General features: G+C 62.4%; 10 protein-coding genes and 2 tRNA genes. 3 read left to right on the top strand and 9 right to left on the bottom strand.

Annotation, left to right across the window (positions count from 1 at the left end; all coding sequences use genetic code 11):
* Positions 1-53 precede the first annotated feature (53 nt).
* Positions 54-1586 carry an NAD(P)H-hydrate dehydratase gene (locus tag AC56LY_RS07785; RefSeq protein WP_499578084.1) on the top strand — a complete coding sequence of 511 codons (1533 nt, stop codon included), beginning with the start codon at positions 54-56 and terminating at the stop codon, positions 1584-1586.
* Here the strand turns inward: AC56LY_RS07785 and AC56LY_RS07780 are convergent, their stop codons facing one another.
* Positions 1587-2264 (bottom strand): ABC transporter ATP-binding protein, encoded by a 678-nt coding sequence (locus AC56LY_RS07780; RefSeq protein WP_499581990.1) that lies wholly within the window; start codon positions 2262-2264, stop codon positions 1587-1589.
* A gap of 49 nt (positions 2265-2313) precedes the next feature.
* Between AC56LY_RS07780 and AC56LY_RS07775 the strand changes: the two genes are divergently transcribed.
* Together AC56LY_RS07775 and mnmH are read left to right on the top strand one after the other, a co-directional pair.
* Positions 2314-2970: an arylesterase gene (locus tag AC56LY_RS07775; RefSeq protein WP_499578082.1), complete on the top strand. Its 657-nt coding sequence runs from the start codon at positions 2314-2316 to the stop codon at positions 2968-2970.
* Positions 2967-4028 carry a tRNA 2-selenouridine(34) synthase MnmH gene (gene mnmH / locus AC56LY_RS07770; protein WP_499578081.1) on the top strand — a complete coding sequence of 354 codons (1062 nt, stop codon included), beginning with the start codon at positions 2967-2969 and terminating at the stop codon, positions 4026-4028. The genes AC56LY_RS07775 and mnmH overlap by 4 nt, the downstream gene beginning before the upstream one ends.
* 2 nt (positions 4029-4030) lie before the next feature.
* On the opposite strand, the gene AC56LY_RS07765 is transcribed toward mnmH, so the two are convergent.
* From AC56LY_RS07765 to clpP, 8 genes are all read right to left on the bottom strand, one after another.
* Complete coding sequence (locus AC56LY_RS07765; RefSeq protein ID WP_499578080.1) at positions 4031-6178, bottom strand: beta-glucosidase; 2148 nt, start codon at positions 6176-6178, stop codon at positions 4031-4033.
* A gap of 142 nt (positions 6179-6320) precedes the next feature.
* The gene (locus tag AC56LY_RS07760) at positions 6321-8240 is read right to left on the bottom strand and encodes a SurA N-terminal domain-containing protein (RefSeq protein WP_499578078.1); all 1920 of its coding nucleotides are present in this window, start codon (positions 8238-8240) and stop codon (positions 6321-6323) included.
* A 115-nt stretch (positions 8241-8355) separates the two neighbouring features.
* A tRNA-Asp gene (locus AC56LY_RS07755) sits at positions 8356-8432 on the bottom strand.
* A 25-nt stretch (positions 8433-8457) separates the two neighbouring features.
* Positions 8458-8534, bottom strand: a tRNA-Asp gene (locus tag AC56LY_RS07750).
* A gap of 81 nt (positions 8535-8615) precedes the next feature.
* Entirely contained in the window at positions 8616-8888 is a 273-nt protein-coding gene (locus AC56LY_RS07745) for an HU family DNA-binding protein (protein WP_332532657.1), read from the bottom strand.
* A 209-nt stretch (positions 8889-9097) separates the two neighbouring features.
* Positions 9098-11512, bottom strand: coding sequence for an endopeptidase La (gene lon / locus AC56LY_RS07740; RefSeq protein ID WP_499578076.1), 2415 nt, complete (start codon positions 11510-11512; stop codon positions 9098-9100).
* 269 nt (positions 11513-11781) lie between these two features.
* Entirely contained in the window at positions 11782-13050 is a 1269-nt protein-coding gene (clpX, locus tag AC56LY_RS07735) for an ATP-dependent Clp protease ATP-binding subunit ClpX (protein ID WP_343028154.1), read from the bottom strand.
* 181 nt (positions 13051-13231) lie between these two features.
* Entirely contained in the window at positions 13232-13849 is a 618-nt protein-coding gene (gene clpP / locus AC56LY_RS07730; RefSeq protein WP_482898679.1) for an ATP-dependent Clp endopeptidase proteolytic subunit ClpP, read from the bottom strand.
* Positions 13850-13860 lie beyond the last annotated feature (11 nt).

The following is a 13860-nucleotide window of genomic DNA, read 5'->3' as shown; positions in this document are numbered from 1 at the left end:
AACGTTGGCGCGAATGCACGACAATGGTGGCATTCTCATTCACGCAAACGACCATGGCATACCCTCTCTACACTGTCGCGCAGCTGCGCGCCATCGAACACGCGGCCAGCAGCACGCTGGCGCCGGGCACCTTGATGACCCGGGCCGGCAAGGCCGCCGCCGACTATGCGCTTGAACTGTTGGGCGAGTCAGGGACTGACCTGCGCGGCGCGCCAGTGCTGGTGCTGGCCGGTCCCGGCAACAACGGCGGCGATGCGTTTGAAGTCGCGGCCAACCTGGCCGAAGCGGGCGTGAACGCCACCGTGCTGCACTTGCCGGGCGAAGGCAACGACGACGCCTCGAGCGAAACCGCCGCCGCCTACGAACGCGCGCGCAGCGGCTCGGTCGGCTGGCTCGACATGCTGCCGCCCGATGGCCAGTGGGCGCTCGTCGTCGACGGCTTGTTCGGGATCGGCCTGACCCGCGCGCTCACCGGCGAGTACCGCGAGGTCGTCGCGGGCCTCGACGGTCTGCGCTGCCCGATCCTGGCGCTGGACGTGCCGAGCGGTCTGGATGCCGACACCGGTGCGGTTATCGGACAGGACGGCATCGCCGTGCGCGCCACGCACACGATCACGTTCGTGGCCGACAAACCGGGCCTGCACACGGCCGACGGGCGCGATCACGCAGGCCTGGTGCGCGTGGACACGCTCGGCATCGATACGGCAAGCACGCCTGCGTCGGCCGCCATGAACGGGCTACCCGTGTTTGCACACTGCTTCGCGGCGCGCCGTCAGAACTCGCACAAGGGCAGCTTCGGGGATGTCGCCGTGATCGGTGGCGCGCACGGCATGGCCGGTGCACCGGTGCTGGCCGCGCGCGGCGCGCTGTATGCGGGCGCGGGTCGCGTGTATGTCGCTGCATTGAACACGCCGCCCGGCTACGACAGCAGCCAGCCCGAAATCATGTTCCGCGCCGCCGACGACCTGGATCTGTTCGGCCGTACGCTGGTGCTCGGGCCGGGCATGGGCGACTCGGTCGATGCGATGCGACTGGTGGCCAAGGCACTCGACAGCGACTGCCCGCTGGTGCTCGACGCCGATGCATTGAACCTCATCGGTGCAAGCCCGGACCTGCAGGCGCGCCTGGCGCAGCGGAGCGCCCCAAGCGTGCTCACGCCGCATCCACTGGAAGCCGCGCGCATGCTCGGCATGACGGTGTCGGTGGTGCAGGCCGACCGCCTGGCCTGCGCACGTGAACTGGCGCAGCGCATGCATGCGGTCGTGATTCTCAAGGGTTCGGGCACCGTGATCGCCGGGCCGGATGGTGCGGTGCTGATCAACCCGACCGGCAACGCGGGCCTGGCCACGGCAGGCAGTGGCGATGTACTGGCCGGGATCTGCGGCGCCCTGCTCGCGCAGGGCTGGCCGGGCAAAGAGGCGGCAGCGGCAGCGGCCTGGCTGCATGGCGCCGCGGCGGACGCGCTGGTGGAAGATGGCGTGGGGCCGATCGGCCTGACCGCCGGCGAGCTGCCGGCGGCCGTGCGCAAAGTGCTCAACGCACAGGTACGCGCAGGTGCACGCAAGTGCGCCCAGGCCGCTGATTGATCAGCCGACGAGGCGGCCGGCAGCGATCGTGATCGTCCGGCCGCAACGCGCGGCCATGCCCGGATCGTGCGTGACCAGCACCAGCGTCGAGCCACGCTCGCGATTGAGTTCGAACATCAGCCCGATGATCGATTCGCCGGTGGCGGCATCGAGGCTGCCGGTGGGTTCGTCGGCAAACAACAGCGGCGGCTGCGTAACAAAAGCGCGCGCCAGCGCGACGCGCTGCTGCTCGCCACCCGACAGAAATTTGGGGTAATGCTTCAGGCGGCTTCCCAGGCCAACGCGGCCCAGCATGTCGGCCGCCTTCTCGCGTGCACCGGATTCCCCCCGCAATTCAAGTGGCAGCATCACGTTCTCGAGCGCGTTCAGGTGCGTGAGCAGCTGGAATGACTGGAATACGAAGCCCAGCTTGGCCTTGCGAAACGCCGCGCGCCCATCTTCATCGAGCGCGAAGATGTCGGTGCCATCCAGGCGCACGGTGCCGGACGACGGCGTGTCCAGGCCTGCCAGCAGCCCAAGCAGCGTCGACTTGCCCGAGCCGGAAGCGCCGACGAGCGCGAGCGTCTCTGCCGGTTGCACGGTAAAATCAATCTCTTGCAGGATGGTCAGCTCGCCGCTGGCGTCCGCGACCTTCTTCGACAAGCCGCTGACTTCAATTGCGGGCGGCCGGCCTGTCATTACACCGACGTCAGTGACGTCATTTTTGAATGCCTCGGGATGATCACGCATGCTTGCTTTTCTTAAGAACGCAGTTCTCGGTAAATTAATTGTCGGCGCTGCACTGGGGTTGAGTCTGTCCCTGGCGGCGACGGCGAACGCTTATTCTGCACCAAAAACCGTACTCGTGGTGGGCGACAGCCTGTCGGCCGAATACGGCATCGCACGTGGCGCCGGCTGGGTGGCGCTGCTCGAACAAAAAATGAAGAGCGAAAAAATCGACGCCAAGGTCGTCAACGCCAGCATCAGCGGCGAGACCACCAGTGGCGGCAAGGCGCGCTTGCCGGCGCTGCTGGGCCAGCACAAGCCGGACCTGGTCGTAATCGAACTGGGGGCCAACGATGGGCTGCGCGGCTTGCCCGTGCCGTCGGCGGAAGCGAACCTGCGCGCGATGATCGCCGCAGCGCAGGCGCAGAAAGCACGCGTACTGCTGGTGGGCATGCGCATGCCGCCCAACTACGGGCGCGCCTACACCGAGCGCTTCTTCGGCATGTTCAAGACCGTGGCGACGTCGACGAAGTCGCCGCTGGTGCCGTTCATGCTGGAAGGCGTGGCCGACAAGCCGGCCCTGTTCCAGCAGGACCGTCTGCATCCGACCGCACAGGCACATCCGATCATCCTGAACAATATCTGGCCGACGTTTGAAAAAATGGTGAAACAGCCATGAAGTATCCGGAAGTCGCAGGGTTCGACGCCCTGCTCCCGCGCCTCGGTGAATTCGACGCCATCATCGACGTACGCAGCGAAGCCGAATTCGCACTCGACCATATTCCCGGCGCGATCAATTGCCCGGTGCTGAACAACGACGAACGCATCCTGGTCGGCACGCTGTACAAGCAGACCAGCGCATTCGACGCCAAGAAGGTCGGCGCGCCGATCATCGCGCGCAATATCGCGCACCACATCGACACGCTGTTCCACGACAAGCCGCGCGACTGGCGCCCGCTCGTCTATTGCTGGCGCGGGGGCAACCGCAGCGGCGCGATGGCGCTGATCATGGCGCGCATCGGCTGGCCGGTGGCGCAGCTCGAGGGCGGCTACAAGAATTACCGCGCCTGGGTCAGCGCGGCGCTGGCCGAGCCACCCGAAGTCGATTTCCGCGTCGTCTGTGGCCCCACCGGCAGCGGCAAGAGCCGCCTGCTTGAAACGCTCGACAGCATCGGCGCGCAGGTGCTCGACCTGGAACAACTTGCCGCGCACCGCGGCTCGGTGCTGGGCCACTTGCCGAACGAACCACAGCCAAGCCAGAAGATGTTCGAAACGCAGGTACTGGCCAAGCTGCGCAGCTTCGACCTGACCCGCCCCGTGTTCGTCGAGGCCGAAAGCAAGAAGGTCGGTAACCTGCGCGTGCCGGATGCCGTGATGGTGCGCATGCGCGCCGCGCCCTGCATCGACCTGCAACTGGCGCGTCCCGAGCGCGTGCGCCTGCTGATGGAAGACTACCGGCACTTCTGCGCCGATCCGTCGGTGCTGGCCGATCAGCTGGTGCACCTGACGCTGGTGCATGGCCGCGCGAAGATCGCCGACTGGCAGGCGATGGCGCAAGGCGGCGCGCTGCCGGCGCTGGTCGACGAGCTGCTGGTGCAGCACTACGACCCGGCCTACCTGCGCTCGATCGACCGCAACTTCGTGCAGTATCCGCAGGCGCAGGTGGTGGAACTGGCCGACATTGGAACCAGCGATTTCCTGGACGCGGCGCGCCGCCTGCACGACGCGCCAGCCTGAGGCTACGGCGCGATCCGGCGGGCCTCGTCGATCGCGATATCCTGCCAGAGCGCGTCGTCGCCGGCGTGCTGCGCCGCCCACACACGGTAGACGCCGGACTCGATGGCAAAGCCCGGCGCGTCGCCGCCCACCTGGTAGCGCGCAAGGATGCGCGGCTCGAGGTCGATCTCGACGCTGCCGCGTTCTCCCGCCGCCAGCGTCGTTTTGGTGAAGCCGGCAAGGCGCTTGACGAAGCCGTCGGCGCCCTGTCTGGCGACATAAATCTGCACGACAACCGCGCCCGTACGCGCGCCGGTATTGGTCACTTCAACGCTCGCCGTGTAACGCCCGTCGACGCCCACGCGCAGACCGGCCAGCTCGAATGTCGTGTACGACAAGCCGAACCCGAACGGGAACAGCGGCTGATGCCCTTCACGCGCGAACCAGCGGTAACCGACATCCGATCCGTCGATATCGTAATCGAGCGGGATGATGCCGCCCTTGCGCGGCGTAGCCGGATTGGACGTTGTGGTCTCCGGATCGATCTGCTCCGGGCGTGGCAACTGCGCCTCGCTGGCTGGGAACGTCACAGGTAACCGGCCCGATGGATTCACACGCCCGAACAGCACGCCCGCCACGGCCGGCCCGCCGCCGGATCCCGGGTACCAGGCCGCCAGGATCGCGGCCACGTTGTCACGCCACGGCATCGTGACGGGGCCACCCGACTGGATGACGACGATCGTCGCCGGGTTGACACCGGCGATGGCCGCGATCAGCGCATCCTGGTCGTCGGGCAGCGCAAGGCCGACGGCGTCGAGGCCTTCCGAGCGCCACTCCTGTGCAAACACGATCACCGCGTCCGCCTTGCGCGCGGCGTCCATCACCTGCTGCCGATCGGTGCCGCCGACGAACACGACGTCGCGTGCGCCGCTTTCTTCTTCAATCGCGGTGACGAGCGACGACGGCTGGATGACCTTGGCCACGTCCATTCCCATGATGCTGGTGCCGGGCAACTGCAGGCTGCCGATCGGCGTCACGGCCGATGAACCGCCGCCACACAGCACGCCATGGTCCGCATGCTCGCCGACGATCAGGAGCCTGCCCAGGCGTTGCGGCAGTGGCAGCGTGGCGTTCCGGTTCGTGAGCAGCACGATGCCTTCCTCGGCCTGGCGCTGCGCGATCAGCTTGTGGTGGCTGAAATCGATCGGCTGCGTGCGGTCGTCAATCGACTCTGCCTCGAGTGCGCCGACGTCGATCAGGCTTGTCAGGATGCGCGCCACCATATCGTCGATGCGCGACTGCGGCACCTGGCCGTCGCGCACCGCGTCGTGCAGCGCCTGGCCGAAGTAATGTGCGTCGTCGAGATTGGCGCCCGATTGCACGTCGAGGCCTGCCAGCACCGCCCTGACGGTCGAATGCGTGGCGCCCCAGTCCGACATGACCCAACCGGGGTAACCCCATTCGTCCTTGAGGACCTGCTGCAGCAGAAAGGCGTTCTCGGACGCGTAATCACCATTGACGAGGTTATAGCCAGGCATGACGGCGCCCGGCTTGCCGATCTCGAGCGCGATCTGGAACGCCAGCAGGTCGGATTCGCGCAGTGCCGCTTCGGTCAGGTTCGCACTGACCATCACGCGCCCCGTTTCCTGGCCGTTGGCGACGAAATGTTTGACGGTCGAGACGACGCCCTGCGCCTGGATGCCGGCGACCGTGTGGCCGGCCAGCACGCCGGTAAGCAGCGGATCCTCGCTGATGTATTCGAAATTGCGGCCGCCGCGCGGTTCGCGGATCAGGTTGGCCCCGCCGGCGAGCTGCACGTTGAAGCCCTTGGCCCTGGCCTCGCGTCCGACCAGGGCGCCGCTGTCGTGTGCGAGCTGGCGGTTGAAGGTCGCACCCAGTAGCAGCGAGCTGGGCAAACCCGTGGCATGGTCGCCCGGGCGCACGCCACCGATATTGCTGATCCCGAGACTCGCATCGGCCTGCTGCATCGCGGGGATACCCAGGCGCGGGATGCCGGGATAGAACGCGGCCGAGCCGATGGCGCCCTGCGCTTTGAGTTCGTCCGTCAGCGGGATGGCCATCGGGCCGGACAGCCAGGCAAACTTTTCGTCCTCCGTCATGCGCGCGACGAGTTCTTGAGCGCGCTGACGGCTCGTGGTGGCAGTGGTCATTGGAACGGTCCCTTCATGCGTAAGAGTAGCTGATCGGTCCAGTGTTCCAGATGCCATCTCCCGGGTCGGTTAAGCACATCGCAAAAAAGCCCGGCTGCTTGCGCAACCGGGCTTTTTCGATCGGGGAAGGATAGCGGACGACTTACTGCGCGTCGGTATTTCCGCCCAGTTGCGACGGCGTGGCCGTTACCTTGGCCTTGGCCTTGACCTTCAACGCTTCAACATAGTCGACCATCTGCTGCTGGCCCATCATGTTGCCGATCTGGTCGGCTTCCTGCTTGCGGCGCGCCGCGTCGAGCTGCGCCGGCTGCGAGACCTTGTTGATGCGGTACACCGCGTAACCCTGGCCTGGCACATCGACACCGACATACGCCGGCAGCTTGGTGGCATCTGCCTTGAGCACGGCAATCGCACCTGCCTGGTTGATCGTCGGCTTCGTGGTGCGCGAGACCGTTACAGGAGCGCCGAAACCGGTTGCGTCGCCTGCTGCCTTGGCTGCCGCCAGCTTGGCTTCGCCGGCCTGACGTGCCAGGCGCACCGCCTCCTCGATCGTTACGCGTTGACGAATCTGCGCTTCGACCTCGGCCAGCGGACGCTTGGCCGCCGGACGCAGTTCGACGACGCGACCTGCCACCAGCACGCTAGGCGCGACTTCCACGGCTTCGGTATTGCGCTTGTTCTTCAGCGCATCGTTGCCGAACAGGGCCGTCAGGAACTTGGCGTTGTTGAACGGTGCATCGCCCAGCGCCGGATTCGGCGTACGGGTCAGGTTGTCGACGGTCTGGATCTGCAGCTTGAGCTTGTCAGCCACCGGCTTCAGGCTGTCCGACTGGTCATATGCGGTCTCGGTGAACACGCCAGCCAGTTCGGTGTACCTGGCAGCCATCTTCTGTTTCTTGAGGTCGCCCGCGATCTGTTCACGCGCCGTGTCCAGCGACTTTTGCGTCGCCGGCTTGATCGAGTTCAGCTTGATGATGTGCCAGCCGAATTCGGATTGCACCAGGCCGCTCGTTTCGCCTTCTTTCAAGGCATAGATCGCATCTTCGACCGACTTCACGAACAGGCCCTTCTCGACCACGCCCAGATCGCCACCGGCCTGGGCCGAGCCCGGGTCCTGCGAATTGGCCTTGGCAATCGCGGCGAAATTGGCCGGGGCAGCGCGCACTTGCGCCAGCACGGCTTCCGCTTTCGTCTTGGCCGCAGCCTGATCGGCTGGCTTCGCATCCTTGGCCACCGTGATCAGGATGTGGCTGGCGCTGCGCTGCTCGGGCGTCGTGTAGTTCTTGAGGTTCTTGTTATAGAAGTCGCTGATTTCGGCGTCCGGCACCTGCACCTGGTTTTCGACGGTGGCAGCATTAAAGACGACGTATTCGGCCTTGACCTGCTCAGGAATCTGGAACAGCGTCGCGTTCTTGTCGTAGTACGACTTGACCATCGCATCGGTGACCTTGACCTGTGGCAGATAAGTCGCGATCGGGAACACGATCTCCTGCACTTCACGCTCCTGGTCGTTGATGTTCGACAGGCGCGTCGCGACGCTGCGTGGTGCGAATGCGGTAGCCTGGATCGAACCGGTCAGTTGCTGCACGGTCAGGTCGCGGCGCAGGCGCTGGTCGAACATCGCCGGCGTCATGCCCTGCGCTGCCAGAGCGGCCTTGTAGCCTTCCATGTCGAAACCACCGTCCGGCTGACGGAACTGCTGGATCTCCATGATCGTCTTTTGCAGCGTTGCATCGCTGACGTTCATGTGCGAGCGGGCGATCTCGGTGCTGATGGCGCGTTCGCCGACCAGATTGTTGAGAATCGTTTTCTTCGCTTCAGCAGTCTCGAACATCTTCTGATCGAACTGGGCGCCCATCATCTGGCGTGCCTGGTCGATCTGGCGACGCTGCGCATCTTCCCATTCCTGGCGCGAGATCTTTTCGCCGCCAACGGTGGCGACGTGAGTGCCGGCATCGTTGCTCTGGTAACTCTCCAAACCGACAAACACGAACGATGGGACGATCAAAAGAAGCAGGATCCCGTACATCCAACGCTTGTTGTTCCGAATAAATTCAAACATGGTCAGCCATTCAAGGTTGAGAATGCAATAACAGCACAAGTTAAAAAAAAAGGCGAACTCGCGTTCGCCTCTTCTAGCGGGATTGCCCCGTGAGGCATCCCATACTACTATATTCTGGCGGAGCGGACGGGACTCGAACCCGCGACCCCCGGCGTGACAGGCCGGTATTCTAACCAACTGAACTACCGCTCCAGACATGGTGTCTGTGCGTTTTTTGTGGCGGAGCGGACGGGACTCGAACCCGCGACCCCCGGCGTGACAGGCCGGTATTCTAACCAACTGAACTACCGCTCCAGCAAAAAACACACCAACGAACATCAGGGACTACACAACAACCCCTGTTGCTTTCCTTCGCTTGTCACCGCGAAGAAGGCATTAGTTTACAGCATCTTTCAGCGCTTTACCAGCCTTAAATTTCGGGACGCGTGCGGCCTTGATTTTGATGGGCTCCTTGGTGCGCGGATCGCGGCCCGTGCGTGCGGCGCGCTCGCCGACCGTGAACGTGCCAAAACCGACCAGGGTGACGCTGTCGTTCTTTTTCAGGGTCTCGGTCACGGCGTCGATCACGGCGTCGAGGGCACGCGCTGCCGATGCCTTGGTAATGTCCGCGGACTTCGCGATTTCTTCGATCAGTTCTGTCTTGTTCACTCGTTCCCTCGTTTCCCGTTCGTGACGCACGCGCGCCGCTGCTGCTGCAAAAGTGCAGGCCGTATTAAACAAGGGCAACATGGCGCTGTCAAGCGAGGCCGCGTCAATGCAGGTTCATCTGTGGCATATGGCGCGCCATGCAGACAGCACAAAAAAACAGGCGCCACATGGGCGCCTGTTTCAGAAAGCTGCAAGCAGCTCGGTACGATTTAATGCTTGACTACTTCGGGCTTGGCTTCCACCGGCGCTGGCGCAACGGCCACCGCAGGATCTTCGACCAACGGCTGTGGCTGACGTTCCAGTGCGATCTCCAGCACTTTCTCGATCCAGCGCACCGGCACGATCTCGAGCTTGTTCTTGACGTTGTCCGGAATTTCGGCCAGGTCCTTCACGTTCTGCTCGGGAATCAAGACCGTCTTGATGCCACCGCGATGCGCTGCCAGCAGTTTCTCTTTCAAGCCACCGATCGGCAGTACTTCACCGCGCAGCGTGATCTCGCCCGTCATCGCCACATCGGCGCGCACCGGGATCCCCGTGAAGGCAGAGACCAGCGCCGTTGTCATGCCGATACCGGCCGACGGACCATCCTTCGGCGTCGCGCCTTCCGGCACGTGGATGTGGATGTCGGCCTTCTCGAACGCCTCGTTCTTGATACCGAGACGTGCGGCGCGGCTGCGCACCACGGTGCGGGCGGCTTCGATCGATTCCTTCATCACGTCGCCCAGCGTACCGGTGCGGATGATGGCGCCCTTGCCCGGCACATTGACGGCTTCGATCGTCAGCAGGTCGCCGCCAACTTCGGTCCAGGCCAGACCGACCACCTGGCCGACCTGGTTGTCTTTCTCGGCCACTCCAAAGTCATAGCGACGCACACCCAGGAACTTGTCCAGGTTCTTGCCGTTGACGAGGACGCGCTTGTCGACACCGGTACCCGGCTTTTTCAGCAGCAGCATCTTGACGACCTTGCGGCAGATCTTCGACACTTCGCGCTCCAGCGAACGCACGCCGGCTTCACGGGTGTAGTAACGGATGATGTCGCGGATCGCGGTCTCTTCGACCTTGATTTCCTCTTCCTTCAAACCGTTGTTCTTCAACTGCTTCGGCAACAGGTAGCGCAGTGCAATGCTGGTTTTTTCGTCTTCGGTGTAACCCGACAGACGGATGACTTCCATCCGGTCCAGCAGCGCCGGCGGAATGTTGTACGAGTTCGACGTCGCCACGAACATCACGTCCGACAGGTCGAAGTCCACTTCAAGGTAGTGGTCCGAGAACGTGTGGTTCTGTTCAGGGTCCAGCACCTCGAGCAGGGCCGACGACGGATCGCCGCGGAAATCGGCGCCCATCTTGTCGATCTCATCGAGCAGGAACAGCGGGTTGCGCACGCCGACTTTCGCCAGCGATTGCAGCACCTTGCCCGGCATCGAACCGATGTACGTTCGGCGGTGACCGCGGATCTCGGCCTCGTCACGCACACCACCCAGGGCCATGCGCACGAACTTGCGGTTCGTCGCGCGGGCGATGGACTGGCCGAGCGACGTCTTGCCGACGCCCGGAGGGCCGACGAAGCACAGGATCGGCGCTTTGAGCTTCTCGACGCGCTGTTGCACTGCGAGGTATTCCAGGATGCGTTCCTTGATCTTGTCCAGGCCATAGTGGTCCTGCTCAAGCACGGCTTCGGCATTGGCCAGATCGATCGCGACCTTCGACTTCTTGCGCCATGGGAGCGACACCAGCGTGTCGATGTAATTGCGCACGACGGTGGCTTCGGCCGACATCGGCGACATCATCTTGAGCTTGCGAATTTCAGCCTGGGCTTTTTCCATGGCTTCTTTCGGCATCTTGGCGGCGACGACTTTCTTTTCGAGTTCCTCGATGTCGGCACCTTCTTCGCCCTCGCCCAGCTCTTTCTGGATCGCCTTGACCTGCTCGTTCAGGTAGTACTCGCGCTGCGACTTTTCCATCTGGCGCTTGACGCGGCCACGGATGCGCTTTTCGACTTGCAGGATGTCCAGCTCGCCTTCCAGCTGGCCGAGCAGATGCTCAAGGCGCTTGGCGACGTTAAAGATTTCCAGGATCACTTGCTTCTGCTCAAGCTTGAGCGGCAGGTGCGCAGCGACGGTGTCAGCCAGACGGCCTGCGTCATCGATACCGGCAAGCGAGGCCAGGATTTCTGGAGGAATCTTTTTATTGAGTTTGACGTACTGGTCGAACTGCTGAACGATCGCGCGGCGCATCGCCTCGACTTCGGAATCGTCACCGACTTCCGACTCGACTGGCGTCAGTTGCGCCGTGAAGTGCGTGGCGCCGTCATTGATCGTGTCGATGCGTGCGCGCTGCGAACCCTCGACCAGGACCTTGACGGTACCGTCGGGCAGTTTCAGCATCTGCAGAATATTGGCAACGCAGCCGATCTCGTAGATGTCTGCGGCGGATGGTTCGTCCTTGGCGGCGGCCTTCTGGGCGGCCAGCATGATGCTCTTGCCCTGCTCCATCGCGGCTTCCAGGGCCTTGATCGATTTAGGGCGGCCAACGAACAGAGGTATCACCATATGCGGGAACACAACCACATCGCGCAACGGCAGAAGTGGCAGCGTCGTTTGCTCGGTTAATTTCGAAGTTGTCATGGCATACCTTATAAAAAGCGTGTTCTGAACTTGGGCACTGGGCGGTCAAAACACAAGACCATCCGATAAAAATATATTCTGTAAGTAAAAGAAAAGTTACTTGTCAGAGCATATAGCCGTTCCAATAAAAGCCGGTCAGTAAATGAAAAAGCCACCGCGCGGCGAACCGCGAGTGGCTTTTCGAATGAAGCCGGGATCTCTTATTGAGATTGATTGTACCGAGTTGAGTCCGTGCGGCAAGCAATTTGTCGCTTGCGCGCGGGCTTTTTTCAGTTTTCTCCCGAAGCTTTTGCCGTTTCGCTATAAATAAGCAAAGGTTTCGCGCCGTTCGTGATCGTATTTTCATCGATCACGACTTTCACGACATTCGTCTGGCCTGGCAATTCATACATGACGTCAAGCAGCGCATGTTCGAGAATCGAACGCAGACCACGCGCACCGGTTTTACGCGCCAGTGCTTTCTTGGCAATGGCGTGCAGTGCAGCCGGACGAATCTCCAGTTCGGCGCCTTCCATTTCCAGCAATTTTGAATATTGCTTGATCAACGCATTCTTTGGTTCGATCAGAATCTGGATCAGCGCTTCTTCAGTCAGTTCGGACAATGCAGCCACCACCGGCAGACGACCCACCAGTTCGGGAATCAGGCCAAACTTGATCAGGTCTTCTGGTTCGGCTTCGAGCAGGATCTCGGCGTTGTAGCCGGAATCGAGGCTCTTGACCGTGGCGCCAAAGCCGATGCCGCTCTTGACGGAACGGTTCTGGATCACCTTGGCCAGGCCATCGAATGCGCCGCCGCAGATGAACATGATGTTGGTCGTGTCGATCTGGACGAAGTCCTGGTTCGGGTGCTTGCGGCCGCCCTGGGGCGGCACCGATGCCATCGTGCCTTCGATCAGCTTGAGAAGCGCCTGCTGCACGCCCTCGCCCGACACGTCGCGCGTGATCGACGGGTTGTCGGACTTGCGCGAGATCTTGTCGATCTCATCGATGTAGACGATGCCGCGCTGGGCTTTTTCGACTTCGTAGTTGCAGCTTTGCAGCAGCTTCTGGATGATGTTCTCGACGTCTTCGCCCACATAACCGGCTTCGGTCAGCGTAGTGGCATCGGCGATCACGAACGGCACATTGAGCATGCGTGCGAGCGTCTGGGCCAGCAGCGTCTTGCCGGAGCCCGTTGGGCCGACCAGCAGGATGTTGCTCTTGGCCAGTTCGACTTCGTCTTTCTTGCCCAGGTGCTTGAGGCGCTTGTAGTGGTTGTACACCGCCACCGACAGGATGCGTTTGGCCGTCTGCTGGCCGATCACGTACTGGTCGAGCAGTTCGGTGATTTCAAGGGGCGTCGGCAGGTCGGACTTGGTGCCCGTGACCGTTTCGACGTTCGAGGTTTCATCGCGGATGATGTCGTTGCACAGGTCAATGCATTCATCGCAGATGAACACCGACGGTCCTGCGATCAGCTTTTTGACTTCGTGCTGGCTCTTTCCACAGAACGAGCAGTACAACAGTTTTTCGCCGCTGGAGGATTTTTTCTCTGACATGGGGGCAGGACTCTATTGAATTGCTATGAATATAACGCTTAACCGGAGACGCAACAAGAGCGAATCCAAGGGCGCAACTGGCGCGCATGCGAACATGCTACCCGAAATAAAAAACAAACGCCCGAACGTGTTCGCGTCCGGGCGTTTTTTCCAACATCACGCTGGATGCTCGGGCAATTTCTTAGGCGCGGTGGATCAGTACCTTGTCGATCAGCCCGTACTCCACCGACTCGTCGGCCGACATGAAGCGGTCACGGTCGGTATCGCGGTGGATCTGCTCGATGCTCTGGCCGGTGTTATCCGACATGATGCGGGCCAGACGCTCGCGCAGGTACAGGATTTCCTTGGCCTGGATTTCGATATCCGAGGCCATGCCCTGCGAGCCGCCCGATGGCTGGTGAATCATGACGCGCGAGTTCGGCAGCGAGAAACGCTTGCCCTTGGCGCCGGCTGCCAGCAGGAAGGCGCCCATCGAGGCCGCCAGACCCGTGCACAGCGTCGAGACGTCGGGCTTGATGAAGTTCATCGTGTCGAGGATCGCGAGGCCGGCCGAAACCGAGCCACCCGGCGAGTTGATGTAGAGCGAGATATCCTTGTCAGGATTTTCGCTTTCCAGGAACAGCATCTGGGCGACGATCAGGTTGGCCATCTGGTCGTTGACCGGACCAACCAGGAAAATCACGCGTTCTTTCAAGAGGCGCGAGTAAATGTCGTAGGCGCGTTCGCCGCGACCACTTTGCTCGACGACCATCGGCACCAAGCCGAGTGCCTGTGTATCCAGTGCTGGATTGTGCATCATACCTGTCTCTT

Source organism: Telluria sp. ZT3P25 (genome assembly GCF_059685895.1).
This window is presented reverse-complemented; position numbering and strand designations above follow the sequence as displayed.